Genomic DNA, 22,887 nt, shown 5'->3' with positions numbered 1-22,887 from the left:
GGACCGGGGGGCCCCCGGGCCGGGGGGGGGTGGGCTGGGTCGGGGGCGCGGGGGGGGGGCTGGGCGCCTTGGTGCCCCGGCTCACCCGGGTGCGCGGGCCCCGTACGGACGGGGCCGGCGCACCGGTCGTCAGCCGTTGACCCCGGAGTAGTGGCCGAGGCTCCAGCGCCACAGCAGCCGCGCGCCCAGATAGGCGAGCAGCCCCACCAGCGGTGAGGCCGCCGCCAGCCAGTACGGCACCCCCGAGTCGCCGCCGTGTCCGGTCAGCACGGCGGCGGGGAAGTAGGCGACGAAGGCCAGCGGCAGTCCGAAGGTGAGGAAACCGCCGACCGCGCGCGGCAGCACGTTGAGCGGATAGCTGCCGAACGTGCCGAGCAGTTCCTCCAGCCAGCGCCCCCAGTAGTCGGCGGCCGGGAAGCGCAGCGACGCACAGGCCACCGCCGTGAACAGGGCCGCCTCCAAGAGCATCCCGCCCAGCACACAGACGACGAGGTACGAGATCCGGGCCGCGTTCCAGTCCAGCTGGCTGCGGGTCAGCGCGCCCACCATCAGCCCGGTCGCCACCGTCAGGTCGCCGATCGCGTTCGTGGGGAAGACGGAGAGCTGGAGCTGCCGGTGGACCGGCATGGGGCGGACCAGATACGTGTCGATCACGCCCTCCTGGATGTGCCGGGCCAGTCCGTGCACCCGGCCCAGGAGGAGCACGAACAGGCCGTGCGCCAGCATCCGCGTGGCGGCGATCAGCAGCACGTCCTGGCTCGCCCAGCCGCCCATCCCGGTGAACCGGGTGAGCAGCACCGTCGCGAACACGATCACCGACACCTGCCAGATCGCGCCGATCGCGATCATCAGCAGGAACTCGGAGCGGTACTCCAGCTGTGCGCGGAAGTTGAGACGCGTGATGCGCCACACGATCCGCAGGGATTTCAGTGATGTGCCGAGCCCGCCCGTCGTGTTCGGCCCGCCCGTCGTGTTCGGCCCGTCCGGCGTGTTCGGCCTGTGCGTCATGTGCAGTCCGTCCGTCATGCTCAGCCTCCCTGCGAGATCACACGCCGGGCGGCCCGGCGCCACAGCAGCCGGGTGAACAGGGCGAGCGCCACCACCCACGCGGCCTGCAGGGCGAGTTGGGGACCCGCCTGCGAGACCGGGATCCGGCCCACATACAGCGACAGCGGCACACTCAGCGTCGCCTGGAAAGGGAGGAAGCGGCTGAGCGTGATGAACCAGTCGGGGAAGAACCACAGCGGCGCGTACACCCCGGACAGCAGGTTCTGCGCGAAGACCAGGATCAGGATCGCGGCGCCGTTGCGGAGCGTCCAGAAGCACAGCTGGTCGATGACCAGCATCACGTAATACAGAACCCACTGGCCGAGCAGCACACTCAGCCCGAACAACGCCGCGACGGCCGCCGACCCGGGCGGCTGTACGAACCCGACGGCCAGACACACCGCGTATCCGGTCAACGCCCAGATGAATCCGTAGAGTTGTTCGCCGAGCGCCCGCAACGCGTAGTAGCGCTGCGGGGGCAGCGGGCGCAGATACCAGTACACGATGGTGCCGAAGTGCATGTGCTGCTGGACGGTGTCCCGGCCCGAGTACTGGTCCAACGCCCTGATCCGGGTGGCCAGAACGGCGAGCACGGCGTAGGTGACGGCCTGGTCGCGGGTGAGGCCCGCGGTGGTGCCGGTCGTCGCGTACAGGCCGCGCCACAGCGAGGCCACCAGCACCACCTGCACGACGAGACGCAGCAGCGCGGCGGTCATCCGGGGCGGGGTGTGCAGCTCGCCGAGCGGGGTGACCCGGGCGGCCCGCCAGCCGCCGGGGACGGCCGTGCTCACGCGGCCTCCGCCTGGACGTAGGCCGCCCGCATCACGTCCTCCAGGTCCGCCTCGTCGATCGCGAGGTCGGTCACCTCGTACCGCTCGACGACCTGCTTGAGCGCCTGGTGGACCGTCGGGGCGCCGGGCCCGTCCGGCCCGAACACCACCTGGGGGCCCTCGCGGCGCAGCAGTACGATGCCCGGCGGCGGGGCGATCGCCGCCTGTGGATCGGCGAGCGTGGCCCGCACCTGCCAGGTCGAGCCGAACCTGCGCCTGATCTCGTCCAGGGTGCCGTCGAGGACGAGCCGACCGTGGTTGATGAGGACGACCCGCTCGGCGAGTCGCTCGACCTCCGTCATGTCGTGCGTGGTGAGCAGCACGGTCCGGCCGCGCTCCTCCACCTGGTGCTTGAGGAAGCCGCGCACCTGTTCCTTGACCACCACGTCCATGCCGATGGTGGGTTCGTCGAGGAACACCACGGGCGGGTCGTGCAGCAGCGCGGCGGCGAGGTCGCACCGCACCCGCTGGCCGAGGGAGAGATGGCGTACGCGGGTGTCCCAGAAGGAGGAGAGGGCGAGCAGTTCGTCGAACTCGCCGAGCCGGACGCGGTGCTCACGCTCCGGCACCCCGTAGATGTCCCGCAGGATCGCGAAGGACTCACGCACCGGCAGGTCCCACCACAGCTGGGTGCGCTGTCCGAACACCGCCCCGATGTTGCGTGCGTTGCGCTCGCGCTCCTGGTACGGGACGACGCCCGCGACGCGCGCCTCGCCGGAGGTCGGGGTGAGGATGCCGGTGAGCATCTTGATGGTGGTGGACTTGCCGGCGCCGTTCGGGCCGAGCAGCGCGAGCAGTTCACCGGGCGCCACCTCGAAGGTGACGTCGCAGACGGCGTCCTTCGCGACCCGCTCGGGCTTGACGAGGGACTTGAGCGCGCCCGAGAAGCCCGGGCGGCGCACGGTGGTGTGAAAGGTCCGGGACAGCCCCCGGACCTGGATGCTGCCGCTCATGCGGACGCCTTCCGAGTCAGTGCGATCAGCCACAGGGTGGCCACGAGCGAGGCCGCGGACAGGGCGGTCAGCAGCCAGGGGACGGCGTGGATCCCCGACGCCTCGATGCCCACGCCGAGCAGCGCAGGGGCCGCCACCCCGCCGATCATCGACGCCGCGATCACCCAGGCCCCGGCCCTCTTCGTCTGGGGGAGAGCCTTGTTGAGCCACGGCAGGCCGGTCGGGAAGACGGGCGCGATGAACAGACCCACACCGGCGTACGCCACCGGCGCCGCTCCGGGGATCAGCGCCAGCAGCAGGCACGCGGTCATCCCGGCCGCGCAGACCGCGAGGATGCGTTGGGGCGCGTACCGCAGGGTGATCGGGACGACGAGGAAGCGGCCCGCGGTCATCATCAGCCAGTAGACGGAGGTGGCGGAGGCGGCGACCGTCGCGCCGTAGCCGACGGTCTCCAGGTGGGTGGGTTCCCAGCCGCCGACGCCCGCCTCGACGCCGACGTTCAGGATGTAGAGGAGCAGGAAGCCCACCAGGACGCGGGAGAGCAGGCCACCGGAAGCGGCGGGCCGCCCGGCCGGGGAGACGGGCGGTGCCTCGCTGCGCACCCCTCCCGTGCACAGGATCAGCGCCCCCGCGAGCACCGCGCACGCTCCGAAGGCGTAGGGGTAGTCGTCGGGCCCCAGCCACGCGACCAGTGCCGGGCCGAGGACCGCGCCGATGCCGAAGTGCGCGTTGAGGACGTTCAGCATGGCCGTCGAACGGTCGCCGAAGCCGACCGCGAACAGCTGGTTGAGGCCGTAGTCGATCCCGCCGAAGCCGAGGCCGCCGAGAAAGGCGGCGGCGAGCGCGAGCGGCCAGTTCGCAGCGAGTGCGAAGCCCGCGCCGCCCGCCGCCATCAGCGCGTAACTCGCCGCCAGCATCGCTCTGTTGGAGATCCGGGAGTGAATCGCGTTGAAGGCGAGGACGCCCGCGACACCCCCGGTGAAGTGCAGGCTCAGACCGAGACCCGCCGCCGAGGGGGAGAGGCCGTACTGCGCGCGCAGGCCCGGGACCGCCGGGCCGTAGAGCGCTTGCAGCATGCCGATGAGGACGAATCCGATACACGACGCGACCGCGGCCGGTCGGCTGAAAAGCTGCCGACCGGCCGCGGTCCTCGTGAGGGTGTCAGCCATGGATCTCCGAGAAGTGGAACGTGAATTCGGCGGGCGCGGGCCGCAGTTGGTACTGCGGAAGCACGCCCGGACCGCACGACTGCGAGCCGATGCCCTGCTGCCCGTGGTCGAGATTGACCCAGACCGTGTCACCGGCCTTCAGATCGGTCGGATGCTCGGCCGCGTCGAGCTGCTCCGACGTCCAGCGGCGCGCGGTGAACCAGAACTCCGGCTCGCCCTCGACCCGCAGCCCGCCGATCTCCACCCAGCGGACGTCGGCCCGAGCGCCGTTCTCCTGCGGACGGACGTACGGCGTCTGGAGTCCGTCGATGGTCGACTCCCAACACCCCACCATGGAGGCGGACTTGGTGTCCGGGTAGGCCTCGCCGGGGCCGCCGCCGAACCACCTCGCCCCGTGTACCGAGCCCGCGAGCCTCAGCCGGATCCCGAGCCGGGGCAGCGGCAGCCTCCAGTCGCCCTCGGGTGCCACGGACACGGTCAGCCGCAGCCGCGTTCCGTCGGACGTCCACCGGTAGACCGTGCGCAGGGCCACCTCGCGGGCGGCGGGTGCCACCCGGGTCCGTACGGTCAGCGCGTCGTCGCCCAACTCCACCGCTTCCAGCCGGTGGTGCATCCGGTGCAGGCCCAGCTCCCGCCAGAGCGGGCCGTAGCGCAGATCCGGCTGCCAGGCGGCCCCGTTGTCGTTGTCGGTCGGCGCACGCCACACGTCCAGACGCAGTCCCCTGACATCGACCCCGCCGATCGACCGCAGCGCGCCCGTACGGGCGTCGAAGGCCGCCGGGCCCAGGGTGATCTGCCCCTCGCCGAGGACCGGTCCGTCGCTCTGCGCCACGGCGGTCAAGGGCCGTGCCGAGAGCGGGAACTGCGCCCAGGCCACCAGGTGGTCCTTCGGCCCCCACGCGGTGTCGGCCGCGAGCGTCGCCCGTACCGTCCACTGGGTCTCCCCGCCCCCTGAGCCGGCCGGCTGATCCGGCAGCTTCACGTCCGCCGATTCGCCCGGGGCGAGCTCCGGCACCGACAGGACGCCCGCCTCGACGGTCTCCCCGTCGACCTGGTAGGACCACTCGAAGGCGAGCGCGGAGAGATCCGCGAAGTCGTAGCCGTTGGTGACCCGCACGCTCCCGTCCGCCGCTCCCCCAAGCTCTCGGCTCCGCTCGAGCAGGGGGGACCCCCATCCGACGATCCGGACCGGCTCGATCACCTTCTTGTACTCGGCAAGGCCCGGGGACGGGGTCCGGTCGGGGAAGAGCAGCCCGTCGCAGACGAAGTTCCCGTCGTGCAGCTCCTCGCCGAAGTCGCCGCCGTAGGCGAACCCGTACCGCTCGTCCTTGATGCCGTGGTCGATCCACTCCCAGATGAAGCCGCCCTGGATGCGGTCGTACGTCTCGAACAGGTGCTGGTAGTCCGCGATCCCGCCGGGACCGTTGCCCATGGCGTGCCCGTACTCGCAGAGGATGAAGGGGAGTCCGCGGCGCTTGTGGGTGCCGCCGTCGAGGCCGCGGCCTATCCTCTCGACCTCGGCGTGGTCGGCGTACATCCGCGAGTAGACGTCCGTGTCACGGCAGTCGATGTCACCCTCGTAGTGGAGGAGGCGTGAGCCGTCCCGGCCGCGGATCCACTCGGCCATGGCGGTCAGCCCGCGCCCGGTGCCGGCCTCGTTGCCGAGAGACCAGATGACGACGGAGGGGTGGTTCTTGTCGCGCTCGACCATACGGGCCGCCCGGTCGAGCAGGGCCGGGGTCCAGCGGTCGTCGTCGACGGGGTTGTCGCGCCAGGCCTGCTCGGTGAAGCCGTGCGTCTCGAGGTCGCACTCGTCGACGACCCACAGGCCGTACTCGTCGCACAGGTCGAGGAAGGCGGGGTGCGGCGGATAGTGCGAGGTGCGCACCGCGTTGATGTTGTGCCGCTTCATCAGCAGCACGTCCTCGCGCATGGTCTCCAGGTCCAGGGCCCGGCCCCGCTCCGGGTGCCATTCGTGCCGGTTGACGCCCTTGAAGAGGAGCGGTGTGCCGTTGACCTTGATCAGGCCGTCCTTCAGGGCGACCGTGCGGAAGCCGACGCGCAGCGGGACGCGCTCGCCCTCGGTCGCGAGCACACCGTCGTACAGCTGGGGTGTCTCGGCCGTCCACGGCAGCACCGGGACGGTGACCGACGCGCCGGTCGCGACATCGATGTCGAGGCCGGGCACGGTGACCCGGCCGTCGACGTCGGAGTCGACGCGCAGGGTCCCGAGGCCTTCGACGTGGTCGTAGGAGGCGTGCACGAAGAAGTCGAGGACGCCGCCCGCCGGGCGGTGCAGGAGCGTGACGTCCCGGAAGATGCCCGGCAGCCACCACTGGTCCTGGTCCTCCAGGTACGAGCCCGCCGACCACTGGTGGACACGGACCGCCAGCGCATTGCCGCCCGGCTTCAGCAGATGGCCGACCGCGAACTCGTGCGGCAGCCGCGACCCCTTGAACTCCCCGATGTCGGTGCCGTTCAGCCAGACCCTGGCACAGGACTCGACCCCGTCGAAGCGCAGCACCGCCCCGCCGTCCGAGGGCCAGTCGTACGGCAGGTCGAAGGTGTGCAGATGATCGCCGGTCGGGTTCCCGGTCGGCACGCGCGGCGGGTCGACCGGGAACGGGTAGAGGTGGTTGGTGTAGATCGGTGAACCGTGCCCCTGGAGGACCCAGTGGCCGGGGACGGACACCTCGGCCCAGTCCCCGGCATCGAACCCCTCCGCCGCGAACGAGTCGTCCTCGGCGTCGGCGGTGGGGGACAGACGGAAGCGCCAACTGCCGTTCAGTGACAAGGACCGCGCGTCCGAGGACGCGTACCGGGCGCGTGGCGGGAGCGCCCCACTGCCCGGCGAGACGTCCTCGACGTAGTCAATGGCGGAAGTCGTGCGGAAAGACATCGGTCTCCTAGATCGTCCCTTGGTGCCCGTCTGGCGTGTCGATCAGCCCTTGATGCCCGTCTGCGCGACCCCTTGCACCAGCCAGCGCTGGAGGAAGAGGAACACGAACACCAGAGGCAGGATGGAGATGGCGGTGGCCATGAAGATCAGGTGGTAGTTGACGGTCTGGTTGGTCATGTACGAGGAGAGCGCGATCTGTACCGTCCAGGCGCTCGGGTCCTGGCCGATGACCAGCGGCCACAGGAAGGCGTTCCAGCCGCTGATGAAGGTGATGGTCGCGATCGCGGCGAAGAAGTTCAGGGAGTTCGGTACGACGATGCGCCAGTACGCACCCCAGTAGCCGAGCCCGTCCACGCGCGCCGCCTCCTCCAACTCCTTGGGGAACCCCAGGAAGTACTGCCGGAAGAGGAAGCAGGCGAAACCACTGAAGAGCACCGGAATGACGAGACCCCGGTAGCTGTCCACCCAGCCCAGCGAGGAGACCAGTACGAAGCTCGGCACGAAGGTGACGGCGGGCGGCACCATCAGGGTCCCCAGGACCATGTAGAAGATCTTGTTGGCGTGCTTGTACGGGATACGGGCCAGGCCGTAGCCGGCGAGCGAGCAGACCAGCAGGGTGCCCACCGTGATCAGAACGGCGACGACCGCGGAGTTGAACAGGGAACGGCCGAAATCGACCGTCGTGTCGTGGAACAGCTCGGTGACGTTGCCCCACTGGGGGCTGGTGGGGAAGAACTTCCAGTTCTCGCCGGTGATTTCGGGGTCCGTCGACAGCGCGTTGCGGACGATCAGATAGAAGGGGACCAGGAAGAGCAGGGCGGCGACGCCGATGGAGACGTACAGGCCGGTGTTGCCGATGACGCTGCCGCGCTTGACGCGGCGCGGCTTGTCGGCCGGAGCGACCGGAGGCACGGTGGCGGTCACTTGTCGTCACCCCTTCCGAAGCCCAGGAACTTGCCCTGCGCCAGTGTCACGATGAGGATCAGCAGGGTGAGGATCACCGCGCCCGCGCTGCCCTCGCCGTAGTCCTGGCTCTCGCCGAGCGCGGTGTAGTACAGCTCGACGAGCGGCGGCCGGCCCCAGGTCGTCTTCGCCAGCAGGTTGAAGAACTCGTCGAAGGCCTGGTAGGCGGCGATGACCAGCAGCAGGATCACCGCGGTGGAGGTGGCCCGCAGCTGCGGCAGGGTGATGTAACGGAAGGTCTGCCAGCCGGGCTTGGCGCCGTCGATGGCGGCGGCCTCGTACAGCTCGGGCGGGATGTTCTGCAGCGCGGCGAGGAACAGGATCATGTAGAAACCGGCCTGCAGCCACAGCCGCAGCGTCACGATGACCAGCCAGTACCAGGGCGGATCGGGGTTGGCGAGCCAGGCGATGTTCTCGACGCCGAACCAGCCGAGGATCGTGTTCATCAGGCCGAAGCGGACCCCGCTGAACATCGACATCTTCCAGATCAGCGCGGCGGCGACATAACTGCACGCGGTCGGCAGGAAGAAGACGGACCGGAAGAACGCCTTCATGAAACGCAGCCGGTTGACCAGCAGGGCGAGACCCAGCGACAGGGCCCAGGTGGCGGGCACGATGAAGGCGGCGAAGACGGTGAAGGTGACGAGCGAGCCGGTGAATTTGCTGTCCTGCAGCATCTGCCAGTAGTTGTCGAAACCGACGAACTTGCTCGGCGTCACCGTGAAGCGCGCCTCGAAGAAGCTCAGCCAGAGGCTCCAGCCGATCGGCACATAGACGAAGACCGTCAGGCCGATGAGGAAAGGGCTCGTGAAGAGCCAGAAGTTGAAGGTGCTGCTGCCCCGCAGCCCCCGCCGCGGCCTGGCCGGTGAGGCCTTGGCCGAGGCGGGGCGCGCGACACCGCGCGTGGTGGTGGTCGACATGTCGAAACCCGTCCGTCGGTCTCCGTCCGGCTATCCGAAGAGCTTCTTGAGCTCGCGGTTGACCGTCTTGTCGGCCTGGTCGAGAGAGGCCTCCGGGTCAGCGTTCTTGCGGACGCTGTTGGCGAAGACGTCCTCCAACGCGGTGATCATGGCCTGGGTCCAGCCGATGTTGTCGAAGTGACCGAAGTCGTTGAAGAGCTTGACGCCCTCGGCGGGCAGGCCGGTCTTGAGCTTCGTGGCCGACGCGGCGATCGAGGTGCGAGGCGGGATGTGGAAGCCGTACGACACCGCGAAGTCCTCCTGGTACTTCTTCTGCTCGATCCACAGCCACTTCACGTACTCCTTGGCCAGGTCGGCGTTCTTGCCCTTGGCGTTGACGAACATCGACCAGCCGCCGTTGTAGACCGACTGCTTGCCGGAGTCCGTGACCTTCGGGAAGGGGAAGATCCCGAGGTCGTCGCCGAGCGCCTTCTGCATGACCGGCATGGCCCACATACCGCAGAACTGGATGGGGGTCAGACCCTGCACGATCGCGGAGGGGTCCCAGTAGTCGGTCGGGGCGTCCAGGAGCAGATGGCCGCTGGTGAACAGCTGGCGCATCTTCTTGATGCCCTCCTTGACGCCCTCCGTGTGGTACGCGATCTGGTTCTTCGCGTCGAGGGTGTCGGCGCCGGCCGACCAGATCATCGGGCTGATGACCGCGTGCAGGTCGTTGCCGATGAACAGGCCCTTGACCTTGCCGGTGGTGAGCTTCGCCGCGGCCTCGATCAGCTCGTCGAGGGTGGTCGGCGGCTGGATCTTCGCCTTCTCCAGCACGGACTTGCGGTAGAAGAAGAACTGCGGGTCGTCGATCATCCGGACGCCGTATATCTTCCCGTCCACCGTGTGCGAGGCGATGTCGGCCGGGTTGAAGTCGGACTTGACCGGATCGATGATGTCGCTCAGGTCCGCCACCTGACCGCTCTTGATGAGCTGGATCTGCGGGTGGAACTCGAACACGTCGGGGGCGTTGTCGGTGAGCAGTGCGGAGAAGAGCTTGCTCTCGTAGTCCGCGCTGGTGATCCACTGCGTGTTCACCGCGGCCTTGTCGTAGCCCTTCGCGTACCGCTTGAGGGCGTCCTCGACGCCGGCCTCGCCGTACGCGTGGAAGTACTGCTTGATGGACTTGCCTGAACTCCCGCCCCCGGAACGCCCGTTGTTGCTTCCGCATGCGGCCAGCGGCCCCAGCGCGGCCAGCCCCGCTGCGGCCCGCAGGACGGATCGACGGTCCCAGTTGCTGCTCATTGCCGACATGGTGACGTCCTTGTCTCTTGTACGGCTGCGGCTCGAAATCGCTGTGAGGTGCGGGACGCTAACCTTCGGTTAAGGCTTCGGCAAGGGGTTGGACGAAGTCTGTTCGAAGCGTTGTCTGCGGTTCGGCGGATCGAACGGGGGTGTGGGCAGGGCAAGTTGGCGGACCGCCGGCCCGGCGGCCCACGGCTCCCTAGAGAGCGGTGCGGCGCGGGACGGTCCTGCCGCCGACGGGCTTCTGGCCCACCGGATTCAGGGCGCCCTCCAGGGCGAAGGTCGCGGCGCCCAGGCAGACCGGGTCGGTGGGGATGGGGGAGAGGACGATCTCGGTGGCGGCCAGCGGTCGCCGCAGCGCGTGCCGGGCGACGGCCTCGCGCACCTCGCGCAGCAGCGGCTCGCCGAGCGTGGCGGCCACCCAGCTGCTGAGCACGACGACTTCGGGGTTGAGGAGGTTGATCAGGTCCGCGATACTCGCGCCGAGATAGCGTGCGGTGTCCCGGACGACCTGGAGCGCCACCGGGTCGCCGGCGGCGACCCCGCGGGACAGGGCGTCGATGGTGGCGGTCTGGTCGTCGGGATGCAGCAGCGGGCTCTGCGGGCTCGACTCCCGCAGGTTCCGCATGATCCCGGGCGCCCCGACGTACGTCTCCACGCAGCCGTGGTTGCCGCAGTGGCACGGCCGCCCGTCGAGCACCAGCGTCGTATGGCCCCACTCGCCCGCGCTGTTGCTCACCCCGCGGTGCAGCCCGCCGCCGAGCGCGAGTCCGGCACCGACTCCCGTGCCCAGGTTGACGACGACGGCGTCCCCGCGACCGCGGGCCGCGCCGAACCACAGCTCGGCGACCGCGCAGGCACGCAGCGGGTTGTCGAGGTGGAGGGGGTAGGCGATGTGCTCGGCCAGCAGGTCGAGCAGCGGCACGTCGTGCCAGTCCCAGTTCGGCGCGTACTCGGAGATGCCGGTGTCGCGGTCCACCTGGCCCGGCACGCTGACCCCGACGCCCAGGACGCGCGCGCCCTCGACCCCGGCCTGCGCGACCACCGAGCCGACGGCCGCGGCGACATGCCCGACGACCTGCTCCGGGCGGCTCTCACCGGGACGCATGTCCTCGGCGGCGCGGGCGAGCACGTTCAGCGCGAGGTCGAACAGCTCCACGCGGACGTACGTCTCCGCGATGTCGACGCCGATCAGCGCGCCCCCCGACGCGTTGACGGCCACGAGTCCCCGGGGGCGGCCCCCCGCGGAGTCCTCGAACCCGACCTCGGTCAGCATCCCGAGGTCGAGCAGTTCACCGACGAGCGTGGCGACCGTGGCCAGGCTCAGCCCGGTGGCCGCCGCCAACTCCTGTCGTGAGGTGGGGGACGCGGCGATGATCTGGCGCAGCACCTCGTAGCGGTTCGCGGTGCGGATGTCGCGCGATGTCCGCTTCACCTGCTTTGCCATCTCGGTCCTCCGTACCGCACAGCGGGGCTAGGGCCTGTCCGGCGGATCAAGCCGCAGACGCGGGGCGTGGCACGCCCTCCCCCCAAGCTCTTCGAGCAGGGGGTGCCCCCAGCGGCGTTGTCGTCACTCGGCGACTCCCCCGAGCTCTCGGCTTCGCTCGAGCAGGGGGACCCCCATCGCGTCGACTCCCTCCTGCGCCTTGCAACTGCACGCACCAAGCTCCGCTCGCCGGCGTCGATGAGGCACCGCCCGTTTCCTGCGACCTGTTCCGCCGGACAGGCCCTCGGCGGTCCCGGCGCGGCGCAAGGCTATGGCCTGGCGAGGACTTTCGACAAGGGGTTAGGAAAGGGGGTGAACAAAGTCCCGCACGAAGGCGTTGGTGAACTTGCCCGCCGGGTCCATGGTTTCGGCCAGGGCCCTGAAGTCGTCCAGTCGTGGGTAGCGCCCGCGCAGCACCTCCCCGGGCGTGGTGAACACCTTGCCCCAGTGCGGCCGGGGGTCGAATGGCTCCAGCGCCTCCTCGACCCGACGCACCACCGGCAGGACGGCCGCCGTGTCCTCGACCCAGGTGAAGTGCAGGGCCACGGTGTCCCGGCCGTGGGCGGGGCTCAGCCACTGCCGGTCGGCGGCCACCGTGCGCACCTCGCAGATCCGGAGCAGCGGCGCGATGTGCTCGCGGATCGCGTCGAGGGCGTGCAGCGCCGCGAGCGCGTGCGGGCGCGGCAGCAGGTACTCGGACTGCAGCTCGGCCCCGCTGCTCGGGGTGAACTCCGCCCGGAAGTGCGGCAGTCGCTCGTGCCACGGTCCGGGCACTGCGAACTGCTGGGTGCAGTTCTCGGCGGGCATGCCCGGCACGGGGTGCATCGCCTCGGTCGCGGGCGCGGCCCAGGGGAAGTCGGGCAGCGGCTGGTCGGTGCGGCGCTTGAGCCACACCTGCCGGAAGCCCGGACGCCCCCAGTCGGTGAAGAGACTCACGCTGTACGCCGTCGCCGCCACCGTCTCGAAGTCGAGCCCGGCGAGGGGTAGTTCGGTGAAGACGTGCTGGCTCACCTCGAAGTCCGGTTCCAGGCCGAGGGTGAGGGAGGTGACGACACCGAGTACGCCGAGGGAGGTCACGGCACCGTCGAAGCGCGCGTCCTCGCGGCCGATCGTGACGGTCGAGCCGTCCGCCGTGACGATCTCGACCTCGCGCACGGCGGAGGCGAGGGAGCCGTTGGTGACGCCCGAGCCGTGGGTGCCGGTCGCCACCGAGCCCGCCACGGAGATGTGCGGGAGGGAGGCCATGTTGTGCAGGGCGAACCCGTGCTCGTGTACCCGGCGGGCCAGTTCCGCGTACCGGACGCCGCCCGCGACCCGTACCGTACGGGCGGTCGAGTCGACGTCCACGGTCGGAGGCAGCGCGGTGAGCGAGACCAGCACGCCGTCGTCGTCGGGCTCGGCGATCTTGTTGAACGAGTGCCCGCTGCCGAGGACGCGGACGCGTGCGCTCTCCGCGACGAGCGCCACGAGGGCGTCGTGCGTGTGCGGGCGGTGCAGTTCCTTGGCGGTGTACGTGATGTTGCCGGCCCAGTTGGTCAGGGTTTCTGTCATCCCTGTCATCCCTGTCGTGCCTCCCCGGGAAGTCGCCGTGCGCGGCCGTGCGGTGGCCACTGCTGGAAACTACCTCGGGGTTGGCCGGTCCGGTGTCCCGGGCCCGTCCGCTGTCGCGCGTGGCGGGCTGCGGTTACGGTAGGAGTGATAGAGAGCGCTTGCTGCGTCGCTGTCCTCGGGCTCTGGGCCGGGGTCCTGCCGTTCGCGGCCACCTGGGGCGCGCCCGGGTCCGGCCCGGCGCTGCCGCCGGAGGCGCATCGCGCCGCGAGGGGACCCGGCACGGTCGACGCACAGGCAGGGGCATACCGTGAGGAGTCGAGCACGGAGACTTGAACGAGTCGGGAGCGAGGAGAACGGGATGGTCGGCAGCCGTACCGCGTTGGTCGAGGATCTGATGGAGCGGTTCCCGCACGTACCGCGGGAGGCCGTCTTCAAGGAGGATCTGCTCCGCGGAGGTGTGGCCTTCGACGAGTCGGCGCTCTCCGACAACGAGGACGGTGACGTCAAGCCGAAGTCGTACTTCATCTTCTCCTTCGACCACGGCACCCTGCCCGAGCTCGGCGAGGCCGCGCTGCGACGCCCGCCCGAGGAGATCATCCTCACGGGTGGGCCCTACGACCTGCGGCGGACGGTCGTCTCCGTGCGGGTCAACCCCGCCTCGCCCTATCGTGTCGCCGCCGACGAGGAAGGGATGCTCGGGCTCTACCTCGACGGGAAGCGGATCGCCGACGTCGGCGTGCCGCCGATGCCCGAGTACTACCGGCACAAGCTCGCCAACGGGAAGTCCGTGATGGAGGTCGCCCCCACCATCCAGTGGGGCTACCTGATCTACCTCACCGTCTTCCGGGTCTGTCAGTACTTCGGTGCCAAGGAGGAGTGCCAGTACTGCGACATCAACCACAACTGGCGCCAGCACAAGGCGGCGGGGCGCCCGTACACCGGGGTCAAGGACGTCGAGGAGGTCCTTGAAGCCCTGGAGATCATCGACCGGTACGACACGGCGAAGGCCTCCACCGCGTACACCCTCACCGGCGGCGCGATCACCTCGAAGCTGCAGGGGCGCGACGAGGCCGACTTCTACGGCCACTACGCCAAGGCCATCGAGGAGCGCTTCCCGGGGCGTTGGATCGGCAAGGTCGTCGCGCAGGCACTGCCGCGCGACGACGTGCAGCGGTTCAAGGACTACGGCGTGCAGATCTACCACCCCAACTACGAGGTATGGGACCGGAGGCTCTTCGAGCTGTACTGCCCGGGCAAGGAGCGCTACGTCGGCCGCGACGAGTGGCACAAGCGCATCCTCGACTCCGCGGAGGTCTTCGGCGCGCGCAACGTGATCCCCAACTTCGTGGCCGGCGTGGAGATGGCGGAGCCGTTCGGCTTCACGACCGTCGACGAGGCCATCGCCTCCACCACCGAGGGGCTGCGCTTCTTCATGTCGCACGGCATCACGCCCCGCTTCACCACCTGGTGCCCGGAGCCCACGACCCCGCTCGGCAAGGCCAACCCTCAGGGCGCGCCGCTGGAGTACCACATCCGGCTGCTGGAGGCCTACCGTTCGACCATGGAGGACTTCGGGCTGTCCTCCCCGCCCGGATACGGCCCGCCCGGACCCGGCCAGGCGGTCTTCTCGGTGAGCTCCTTCATGGACAGTCTCCCGGCGCGGGAACCCGCGGTGGCGGAAGCGGCCGAGCCGAAGCTTCCGTAGAACCTCTTAAAAGTCGACGGCGATCGAGACGTATCGGCCTCCCTTCCGTATCACCTTCCATACGGCGGGAGGGAGGCTGCGCGCGCTCGGACGAACGGCGCCGCAACCGCTTGCCACCGTAATTGAATACCTCGCTTGTCAGTTGTGTGGGAAGCGTGAAAGGCTCGGGGCCCCGTCGTTGAGACGGCCTCAACTCCCTTGTATAGAGGGTGAGTTGACGATCACGTTGGTCAGACGTTTGTAGACGTTGCACCTGGAAGCAGTTGATGCAGGAGCCCCCCATGCCCGACCTGCCGACCCCCCAGAACGCCGCCGAGGCCGCACTGCTCTCGGAGTGCTGGGACGCGGTCCTGTCGTACGCCGATCTGTGCACGTCCGGTTCGGCCTCGGCCACGCGGCTGGCGACCGAGGCGTTCGCACACGGCATCGACGAACTGCGCGCCGCCACCGCGGCATCGAAGAGTACCGGTACCGGACGCCGGGCGCTCAGGCTGCCCCGCATTCCGCTGCTGCTGGCCTCCGTCCGTACCGTGGCCGCCGCGTGGGAGACGAACGGGCTCGGCCATCGGCTCGACCCCGACCTGCGCCTGTGGCTCCACTCCGACATGGCCGCCCGCTACATCGGACCGCCGCTGCACCGCCCGCTCGCGCTGCGCGGTCTCAGGGACATGCAGGAGCCGGACGCCGTTCTGCTGTGGCTGGCCGAGGTCGAGTCGCTGCCGATGTCCGCGGTGGCCCGGCGGCTCGGTCTCGATCCGGCGGCCGCGTCCTCCGAACTCGCCCAGGTGCGGGCGCTGTTCCGGGACCGCTGTCACCGCAACCACCTCGACACGCCGATGGACGCCTACTGCCGCAGCTATGCGCGGCTCCTCGACGCGGTCACCCGCTCACCCACCGCCGAAACGCCCGAGGACCTCTCCCGGCACCTGGCGCGCTGCGTCGAGTGCGCGGAGGCCGCCGCCTGTCTGCGGCTGCATGGCGGCGGGCTGCCCGCGGCGCTCGCCAGCGGGGTGATCGGCTGGGGCGGCCTCGCGTATCTCGAACGGCGGCGCCGCGCCGCCGAGGCCGGCATGATCGGCGGACGCACGGACGCGGCGGTGGACACGGGGCTGAACGAGGGCAAGCCGGTCCGGCCCCGGATCGGCAGGACCGGGATCCTGGTCACGGCCGTCCTCGTGTCCGCACTGGCGCTCACGGTCTCGCTGATGCCCTTCGGCGGCTCGAAGGGCGGCGGCGCGAACGCCGCGCAGGGCGAGTCGACGGACGGGCGGTCCGTGGCGGACCCGGGCCCCTCCTTCCCCTCGGGCTCGAAGACGAAGTCGGGGTCGGGGACGGCGGGTTCGCCCGCGGTGGCGGACTCGACCTCGCGTCCGGCGGGCAACTCCGATCAGGAGGCCCAGGGCGAGTCCTCGTCGCCCGCGGGGAAGCAGGGCGGGGCGAAGGGTTCCACGAAGAGTGCCGCGCCGGACTGCCGGGTGAAGTACGAGATCGTGAGCGAGTGGCCGGACGGCTTCCAGGCCACCGTCACCGTCACCTCCACCAAGGCCCTCGCCACCTGGAGCCTCGGCTGGACCTTCAAGGACGGCCAGCGCGTGGGCCAGATGTGGGACGGCACCTTCACCCAGAAGGACTCCCACGTCACGGCCACCGCCGCCGACTACAACAAGACCGTCGCCGCGAACGGCACCTTCACCTTCGGCTTCCTCGGTTCCTGGACCGGCTCCAACTCGGCCGCGCGCAACTTCACCCTCAACACGGCCAGTTGCCAGGCCGCCGGCTGAACATCCGGCCGACCGGTGTGACGCGCGACGAGCCGCTGTGACGCGCAGCGAGCCGGTGTGACGCGCGAAGAACCAGACACCGTCCTCTCACCCCGTCACCACCTCCCCACCACCTCTCCGGCGGCGGAAACCTGATTTTTCGCCAAGTCCACCGCCCTGGCCGGTTCCCCGTGTCGACGGGGCCGGCCGTTCGGCGTGGGTCCTGACCTCACGGTCGTCGGTGGGGCGGGAGTGGAGGCGGACGGTTCGGCCGCGGTCACCGGTGGTGGGGGCGTCCTGAGGGGACGGCACTCCCGGGCGACCCACCTGGCACTTCGGCACTTACCGACCAGTACTGGCGATCTGGCGTAATTCACTCGGCTCAATGCTTCGCTCTGCCACCATCAACGCCTCTGAAAAGTCAGGCGGCATGATTGCGGCGGGGGGCGTGGCCATGGGGCTGCTCGGCAATGAGCTGGCTTTCGCACGCGCTCTGACCCCGCAGGAGCGCGAGAGCGTGATGGCTCTCGGCAGCCGGAAGCACTACGCGGCCGATGCCCATCTTCTGACCGAGGGCGACCGGTCCAGTCACGTCCTGATCATCATTCGGGGCTGGGTGACCGTTTCCGTGGCGACGGACCGGGGTGCCACGCGGCTGATACTCGGTCTGCGGGGTCCCGGTGAACTGCTCGGCGAGATGGCCGCCCTGGACCCGCATCCCCGCAGCGCCACCGTGCGCGCGCTGGGTCCGACCGAGACCCAGGTCATATCCGGGGACGCGTTCCGCCGGTTCCTCGCCCTGCACCCCCGCGTCAGCGGTCTGGTGATACGCCAGCTCACCTTCCGGCTGCGCAGCGCCGACCAGGAGCGGTCCGCGCTCGCCTCGCTCACCGTGCTGCAACGGCTGGCCAGCCGGCTCACCGAACTGTCGAGAGCCGAGCCGTCCGGCCCCTACCACCCGGCCGTACCGGGCGGCGCCACGCACATGGGCACCGTCGTCCAACTGGCTCAGGACGAACTGGCCGCCACCATCGGAGCCACCCGGGAAGCCGTCGCCAAGGCACTGAAGCTGCTGCGCACCCAGCACGTCGTACGGACCGGCAACCGGATGGTGGAGATCCTCGACCCCGAACTGCTCGCACTCCTCGCGGACGGTCATCAGGAGTAGACCCACGCCTTGCCGTAACTCACGCCTCGTCGTGTGTAAACGGCTACAGACGGCCTTCGTCCCCGGGCCCGACGCTGAGGGGGACGGCAAGTGGAGAGAACAAGGGGGCACGGGGTGGACCACGACGCGATGGATCTCACCGAAGCACGCTACGAGTTGGTGATCAGCGTCGACGCCCGGCGTTCCGGGGAATACGACGACGTCGACAAGCAGCGCATGCGCGAGCGGATCTACCGGGTGCTGGAGGCGGCCTTCACGCACGCCAAGGTGGCGCGGGACGCCGTACACATGGAGGACCGCGGCGACGGTGTGCTGCTGTCGGTGGCCGGCCGGATCGCGGTGACCCGGCTGCTCGGCCTGTGGATGGTCGAGGTGCACGAGAATCTGCGGGACGAGAACCGCGGCCTGCGCGTCCCCCTCGGGCTTCGGGTGGGCATGCACGTCGGGCCTGTCCGGCACGACGGCCGGGGCATCAGCGGGCGCGCGGTCGACCTCGCCTGCCGGTTGGCCGACTCGCCGCTCGCCCGGCGACTGCTGGACGCCGAGCGGGCCGACCTCGTGCTGGTGACCTCCCAGTCGCTCTACGAGGACGTGGTCAGCAGCGGCGGCAAGTTCATCGAGCCCGCGCACTACTCCTCCGCCCGCCTGGAGCTCAAGGAGGGCGAGGTCACCGCCTGGTTCCACCTTCCCGGCCGGCCCGCTCCCGAGATCCCCACCGCCGCACCGGCAGCACCTGACGCCGACCGCGCCGATGACGTCGATGACACCCGGGGTGGCGATCACGTCGATGACGCCCTTGGCGTCGACGGCGAGGACCGCGCCGACGCTCCCGGTGCCCACTACACCGTCCACGGCGACATGTCGCAGCACAGCGACAACGTCTACCAGCAGCCCGTGCACATCGGGCGGATCACCGGCGACGCCGGCCGACGGAAGGGCTGATCGAAGTGAGCGACGATCAGCAGGCGGGCGGCGCCGCCGAGCCCGCACCCCAGAAGGGGGCCGACGCCCGTTCGCCCGAGGCCGACGGGAAGGCCAGGAACGACCCGCCCCGTGCCGACGAGGGCAGGGCCGAAGGCGACGAGGGAGCCGCAGGGAACGACGCCCCGGAAGAGGGCGACGTCAAGAAGGACCAGGAGAAGAAGCAGGAGGAGGAACGCGAGCGCGCCGCGGGGCGGTTCAAGGAGCACACCCGCGATCCGCTCGCCGAGGAGCAGGGCGAGGACGGGACCACCGACCTCGCCGCCGCCTCGCGGGCCCGCCGCGCCACCCGGATGCTGTTCGACACCGGCCGGGACCTGAACAGCTTCGACCGCTCGTACTTCCAGAGCGCCCACATCGGCGACATCCACCTGCGGATGGACGCACGCCACTCCGGTGCGGGGATGCGCAGCGGACCCGTGCCCGACGAGGAACTGCGCAGGCTCCGCCGCGTCCATGTGGAACCGCGGGGCTACGTACAGCTGCGCAAGGTCCTCGGTACCCGTCGGCTGCTGGTGCTCGTCGCCGCCCCCGGCACCGGACGCACCAGCACCGCGCTCTCGCTCCTCGACGAGGTCACCGGCCCCGCGGCGGATCCCACGGGCACGGAGCCCGGGACCGGATCCCGGGTGCGCCGGGTCGATCCGGACGGCGGGGTACGGAAGTTGGCGGGCTCCCTGGCCGGCGAGGGCGAGGAGGCACGGCGCGGCTCCGGGTATCTGCTGGAGCTCTCCCTCACCGGGCCCGGTGCGCTGCCCCCGGACGAGATGGACCTCGACGGGCTCGCCGCGGCCCTGGCCCGGTGCGAGTCGTACGCGGTGGTCGTCGTCACGGTCGGGTCGGCGGCCAACCCGCTGCTGGCCGGGCGGTACGGCAAGCTCTGCCCTCCCGCACCCACCCAGGAACTGCTCACCACCCGGTTACGGGAACGGCTGGAGGAGCATGCCGCCGCCCCGGACGGTGAGGTCCGGCTGGCGGACCTGCTCGCAGGGGCGGAGGAACTGGCGGTCCGCCAGGACGTCAAGGACGCGGTCGGACTGAAGGATCTGCGCCCCGCCGAGGCCGAGTTGCTCGCCTCGCTGCTGGCCGGACACCAGCTGGGGGAGGTCTCCCGGGACGAACTGCTGGCCGGCTGCCGGAGCCTCGCCGCCGACCAGGCCCAGGAGTGGTTCGCCGGAGTGGACCGGGCGCTGACGGCGCCCCCCGCCGGGCCGGAGGGCGGCGCGGGCCGGCCGGGTACGGCGGCCCTGTTCCACCCGGTGGCGTTCCGTATCGCCCTCGCCGTACTGGGCGGCGCCTCGCACAGCGCCGTGGCCGCCGCCGCCCACCTGCTGACCTGGGAACTGTCCGTACAGTGCGATCCGGACCACACCCCGGCCCGGCCGCTGTTCTGCGACGACCCGGAAGCCGATCTCGCTCTCTCGCGCGCCGAACTGACCGACGGCCGGCTCGAGGTGGCCGGAACCGAGGTTCCGGCCCGGCTGATCTGGTACCGGGGATCCGCCCTGCCCTCCGCGGTGCTCACCGAGATCTGGGACCGGCACTTCCCCGTCCGGGCACCGATCGTGCGCTGGCTGCGGCTGCTCGCGGACGATCCACGCCCCCAGGTGTGGATGCGCGCCGCGGTGGCCGCCGGGGAGCTGTGCGCACGGGACTTCGACCACGGATACGCGGAGCTGATCCGGCCGCTCGCCGAGGCGGCCACGCCCCGCCGGAGGATCTTCGCGGCCACCACCCTCGACCAGGCGGCCGGTCATGCGTCGCACCGCAAGGCGGTACGCAAGCTGGTCGACGACTGGAGCAGGTACGGGACGAAGCCGCTGCGCTGGACCGCGGCGATGGCACTGGGGTACGGGAACGCCGCGGACACGACGGAGGACGCCCTGGACGCCCTGGCCCGGATCGGGGTCCGCGACGACGGGGAGCAACTGGCGGTCGCCTCGTTCAACGCCGTACGGCTGCTGGCGCTCCCGGACGGTGCCAAGGTGCTGCGGCGGGTGGCCGACTGGACCCACCACAAGCGCACGGCGTACCAGGACCTCGGTCTGGTGACCACCGTCCGGCTCGCCGTGACCTCGGTGGACGAGGTGCTGTCCGACGAGCCCGACTCCCCGCTGGCCGACCGCGCCGACTGGCCACTGCCGCTCGCCCTCGCCGTGCCCCGCCCCGAACTCGTGCTCCCCATGGCCGACTTGATGTGGAGCGCGCTGAACACGGCGCGCTCGAAGGAGGTGGCCCTGGACGCGCTGGAGTCCCTGCTGCGTTCGGCGGTGCGCGGGGACGGCACCGAGGGGACCCGGCCGGGGCTGGCGGCGCTGCTGCCCGCGCTGGCGACCGAGGAGAACGACCGACGGCGGCTGGACTGGCTGCTGCGCCGAATGATGAACGATCCGGAGAATCCGCTCCCCGACGCTCAGGCGCGCACCCTGTGGTGGCTCGCCGTCCCGCCGAAGGAGAGGACGGGCGAGGAGGACAGCCATGGCTGAGGACCAGGACGCGCGGGCGAAGGCGAGGGAGCGGCTGAGGGCGCGGAAGGCGGCCGCGGGGCTCGCGGGTCCCTTCCTGCGGGAGTACGCGCCGACGGGCGGATACCCGCAGGTGAGCGCCCAGAAGGCCTCGGTGCTGTTCTACCGCAACGGCGGCTACAGCGTGGTCACCGTCTCCGGTGTCCGGCACGTCGACAAGCGGGCGCTGGCCCGGCCGTACACCGTCTGCGAGATCGCGCTCGGCACCTATGTGACGACGCTTCAGATGGAGTTGCCTGCCGCGGGCGGGACGACCTTCTTCAAGGCCGAGGTGGACATCCACTGGACGGTGACCGATCCCCATCTGACCGCCACCGAGGTCGTCACCGACGTCGCCCAGCGGCTCACCGCCCCGGTCCTCGAGCGGCTGCGCGAGGTGTCCTCGGCCTATCGGGTGACTCAGGCCGAACAGGCCGACCGCGCCATCACCCTGGAGTGCGCCGGCGGGCGCTGGGCCGAGCTGGGCACCGAACTCGGCATGCGGGTACGGCTGTACGTCCGCCTGCGGGTGGACGACCGGACGATCGAGCACATGGACGGCATCCGGGACGCGCACGCCTCGGCCGAGGTGACCCGGGTGCACCAGGCCGCGTTCCGCAAGATGCTGCAGGGCGGTGAGCTGGAACAGCTCAGCTACATGCTGGCGGCCGAACCCGAGGCGGCCAAGGACTTCCTGGAGAAGATCCGCCAGGAGGGCCGGCAGGACGAGAAGGAACGGGTCGACCGGCTTTTCGCCATGGTCGCCAGCGGCCAGATCCAGTCCAACGACATGGAGACCCAGGCCCTCAACCTCCTCAACCAGGGCCGCCACCCCCTCCAGGGGCCCATCGGCTCGCTGCCCGCCCGCCGCGAGACCCCGCAGCTGGCGCCGGCCGCCGACGAGCCGTTCACCCCGGACTGGGTGGCGGACGAACCGCCCTCCCGGGCGGACCGGGGACCACGCGCGAGAGAGCCCTACTCGGGCGACCCCCAGGACGCCGAACCCGAACCGCCGCGCCGCCGCACACGCTCCCGGGACGACGGATGGTCCTGGGCGGAGGAGGACCGGTGACCGGCGACGGCCCGGCGCGCACCTCCCCCGACCCGGTCGGGCCCGTGCCGGACGGGGGTCCGCACGGGTCCGACCGGGGGGAGCGCATCGCCGAACGGCTGCTGAGCACGGTCAGGGAGGACCTCGGCCGGGCCGACGCGAAAGCGGCCGTACTGCTCTCGGGAACGCTGGCGCTGCCCGCGTTCCTGATCGGGCGGCACGGCCCGCCCGACTGGGGCGGGCTCGCCGACGTGACGCTGATCCTCGCGAGCGTGCTCTGGGTGGTCGCGGTCACCGCGCTGGTCGGGGCGCTCATGCCGCGCACCCGCACGGTCCGCGGCCGGGACGGGGTGACGTACTTCGGCGACCTGCTGGCCCCCCGCGACCTCGCGGGGCTGACCGCCGACGTCACCGAGGCCGGACGCGACACCGCCGGATGGCTGCTCGTCCAGGCCGTGGACGTCAGCTCGATCCTGTCCGCCAAGTACCGGGCCATCCGCTGGGGAGTGGGCTCGCTCGCCCCTTCCACGGCGCTGGCGCTGGCCTGGAGCCTGACCGCCCGCTGACACGCGGCACAGCACGTACACGACACAGAGACGAACCAAGGAACCAGGGG

Annotated in this window: 17 protein-coding genes; 7 read left to right on the top strand and 10 right to left on the bottom strand. The window is 70.7% G+C overall.

Going from position 1 to position 22,887, the window contains the following annotated elements; all coding sequences use genetic code 11:
* Nucleotides 1–129 precede the first annotated feature (129 nt).
* From ACIRA5_RS26830 to ACIRA5_RS26785, 10 genes are all read right to left on the bottom strand, one after another.
* The gene (locus ACIRA5_RS26830) at nt 130–930 is read right to left on the bottom strand and encodes an ABC transporter permease (RefSeq protein WP_403694496.1); all 801 of its coding nucleotides are present in this window, start codon (nt 928–930) and stop codon (nt 130–132) included.
* Nucleotides 931–1,028: 98 nt separating this feature from the next.
* Nucleotides 1,029–1,763: an ABC-2 family transporter protein gene (locus tag ACIRA5_RS26825; RefSeq protein ID WP_403694493.1), complete on the bottom strand. Its 735-nt coding sequence runs from the start codon at nt 1,761–1,763 to the stop codon at nt 1,029–1,031.
* A gap of 71 nt (nt 1,764–1,834) precedes the next feature.
* Nucleotides 1,835–2,830: an ATP-binding cassette domain-containing protein gene (locus ACIRA5_RS26820; protein ID WP_403694454.1), complete on the bottom strand. Its 996-nt coding sequence runs from the start codon at nt 2,828–2,830 to the stop codon at nt 1,835–1,837.
* Complete coding sequence (locus ACIRA5_RS26815) at nt 2,827–3,999, bottom strand: MFS transporter (RefSeq protein WP_403694452.1); 1,173 nt, start codon at nt 3,997–3,999, stop codon at nt 2,827–2,829. The genes ACIRA5_RS26820 and ACIRA5_RS26815 overlap by 4 nt, the downstream gene beginning before the upstream one ends.
* Nucleotides 3,992–6,898, bottom strand: coding sequence for a glycoside hydrolase family 2 TIM barrel-domain containing protein (locus ACIRA5_RS26810; protein ID WP_403694451.1), 2,907 nt, complete (start codon nt 6,896–6,898; stop codon nt 3,992–3,994). Before ACIRA5_RS26810 ends, ACIRA5_RS26815 begins: the two co-directional genes overlap by 8 nt.
* 42 nt (nt 6,899–6,940) lie before the next feature.
* On the bottom strand, nt 6,941–7,822 hold the full coding sequence (locus tag ACIRA5_RS26805; RefSeq protein WP_403694449.1) for a carbohydrate ABC transporter permease: 882 nt from the start codon (nt 7,820–7,822) through the stop codon (nt 6,941–6,943).
* Nucleotides 7,819–8,781 (bottom strand): carbohydrate ABC transporter permease, encoded by a 963-nt coding sequence (locus tag ACIRA5_RS26800; protein ID WP_403694447.1) that lies wholly within the window; start codon nt 8,779–8,781, stop codon nt 7,819–7,821. Before ACIRA5_RS26800 ends, ACIRA5_RS26805 begins: the two co-directional genes overlap by 4 nt.
* Before the next feature lie 30 nt (nt 8,782–8,811).
* Complete coding sequence (locus ACIRA5_RS26795; RefSeq protein WP_403694445.1) at nt 8,812–10,074, bottom strand: ABC transporter substrate-binding protein; 1,263 nt, start codon at nt 10,072–10,074, stop codon at nt 8,812–8,814.
* Between the two features lie 190 nt (nt 10,075–10,264).
* On the bottom strand, nt 10,265–11,512 hold the full coding sequence (locus ACIRA5_RS26790) for an ROK family transcriptional regulator (protein WP_403694442.1): 1,248 nt from the start codon (nt 11,510–11,512) through the stop codon (nt 10,265–10,267).
* A gap of 339 nt (nt 11,513–11,851) precedes the next feature.
* Nucleotides 11,852–13,102 (bottom strand): FAD-binding protein, encoded by a 1,251-nt coding sequence (locus ACIRA5_RS26785; RefSeq protein ID WP_403694440.1) that lies wholly within the window; start codon nt 13,100–13,102, stop codon nt 11,852–11,854.
* A 358-nt stretch (nt 13,103–13,460) separates the two neighbouring features.
* Here ACIRA5_RS26785 and ACIRA5_RS26780 point away from each other — a divergent pair, with 358 nt between their 5' ends.
* The 7 genes from ACIRA5_RS26780 to ACIRA5_RS26750 all read left to right on the top strand — a co-directional run bounded on the left by ACIRA5_RS26780 (nt 13,461) and on the right by ACIRA5_RS26750 (nt 22,837).
* Nucleotides 13,461–14,807: a radical SAM protein gene (locus tag ACIRA5_RS26780; RefSeq protein WP_403694437.1), complete on the top strand. Its 1,347-nt coding sequence runs from the start codon at nt 13,461–13,463 to the stop codon at nt 14,805–14,807.
* A gap of 281 nt (nt 14,808–15,088) precedes the next feature.
* On the top strand, nt 15,089–16,588 hold the full coding sequence (locus ACIRA5_RS26775; RefSeq protein WP_403694435.1) for a cellulose binding domain-containing protein: 1,500 nt from the start codon (nt 15,089–15,091) through the stop codon (nt 16,586–16,588).
* 433 nt (nt 16,589–17,021) lie between these two features.
* Nucleotides 17,022–17,735, top strand: a complete 714-nt coding sequence (locus ACIRA5_RS26770; RefSeq protein ID WP_403694492.1) for a Crp/Fnr family transcriptional regulator — start codon at nt 17,022–17,024, stop codon at nt 17,733–17,735.
* Nucleotides 17,736–17,849: 114 nt separating this feature from the next.
* On the top strand, nt 17,850–18,677 hold the full coding sequence (locus ACIRA5_RS26765; RefSeq protein WP_403694433.1) for a hypothetical protein: 828 nt from the start codon (nt 17,850–17,852) through the stop codon (nt 18,675–18,677).
* Between the two features lie 5 nt (nt 18,678–18,682).
* Nucleotides 18,683–21,202, top strand: a complete 2,520-nt coding sequence (locus ACIRA5_RS26760) for a hypothetical protein (protein ID WP_403694431.1) — start codon at nt 18,683–18,685, stop codon at nt 21,200–21,202.
* Nucleotides 21,195–22,292 carry a hypothetical protein gene (locus tag ACIRA5_RS26755; RefSeq protein WP_403694429.1) on the top strand — a complete coding sequence of 366 codons (1,098 nt, stop codon included), beginning with the start codon at nt 21,195–21,197 and terminating at the stop codon, nt 22,290–22,292. The genes ACIRA5_RS26760 and ACIRA5_RS26755 overlap by 8 nt, the downstream gene beginning before the upstream one ends.
* Nucleotides 22,289–22,837, top strand: coding sequence for a Pycsar system effector family protein (locus ACIRA5_RS26750; protein ID WP_352051505.1), 549 nt, complete (start codon nt 22,289–22,291; stop codon nt 22,835–22,837). Before ACIRA5_RS26755 ends, ACIRA5_RS26750 begins: the two co-directional genes overlap by 4 nt.
* The last annotated feature ends 50 nt before the right edge of the window (nt 22,838–22,887 follow it).

The organism is Streptomyces sp. NPDC096311, from assembly GCF_044763085.1.
In the GTDB taxonomy this organism is placed as follows: Bacteria; Actinomycetota; Actinomycetes; order Streptomycetales; family Streptomycetaceae; genus Streptomyces.
This window is presented reverse-complemented; position numbering and strand designations above follow the sequence as displayed.

Bases quoted from the DNA above. Each gene is read 5' to 3' on its own strand.
- ACIRA5_RS26795 (WP_403694445.1), bottom strand. From the start codon at position 10,074: ATGTCGGCAATGAGCAGCAACTGGGACCGTCGATCCGTCCTGCGGGCC.
- ACIRA5_RS26825 (WP_403694493.1), bottom strand. From the start codon at position 1,763: ATGACCGCCGCGCTGCTGCGTCTCGTCGTGCAGGTGGTGCTGGTGGCC.
- ACIRA5_RS26780 (WP_403694437.1), top strand. From the start codon at position 13,461: ATGGTCGGCAGCCGTACCGCGTTGGTCGAGGATCTGATGGAGCGGTTC.
- ACIRA5_RS26810 (WP_403694451.1), bottom strand. From the start codon at position 6,898: ATGTCTTTCCGCACGACTTCCGCCATTGACTACGTCGAGGACGTCTCG.
- ACIRA5_RS26815 (WP_403694452.1), bottom strand. From the start codon at position 3,999: ATGGCTGACACCCTCACGAGGACCGCGGCCGGTCGGCAGCTTTTCAGC.
- ACIRA5_RS26755 (WP_403694429.1), top strand. From the start codon at position 21,195: ATGGCTGAGGACCAGGACGCGCGGGCGAAGGCGAGGGAGCGGCTGAGG.
- ACIRA5_RS26775 (WP_403694435.1), top strand. From the start codon at position 15,089: ATGCCCGACCTGCCGACCCCCCAGAACGCCGCCGAGGCCGCACTGCTC.
- ACIRA5_RS26785 (WP_403694440.1), bottom strand. From the start codon at position 13,102: ATGACAGAAACCCTGACCAACTGGGCCGGCAACATCACGTACACCGCC.
- ACIRA5_RS26770 (WP_403694492.1), top strand. From the start codon at position 17,022: ATGGGGCTGCTCGGCAATGAGCTGGCTTTCGCACGCGCTCTGACCCCG.
- ACIRA5_RS26820 (WP_403694454.1), bottom strand. From the start codon at position 2,830: ATGAGCGGCAGCATCCAGGTCCGGGGGCTGTCCCGGACCTTTCACACC.
- ACIRA5_RS26800 (WP_403694447.1), bottom strand. From the start codon at position 8,781: ATGTCGACCACCACCACGCGCGGTGTCGCGCGCCCCGCCTCGGCCAAG.
- ACIRA5_RS26790 (WP_403694442.1), bottom strand. From the start codon at position 11,512: ATGGCAAAGCAGGTGAAGCGGACATCGCGCGACATCCGCACCGCGAAC.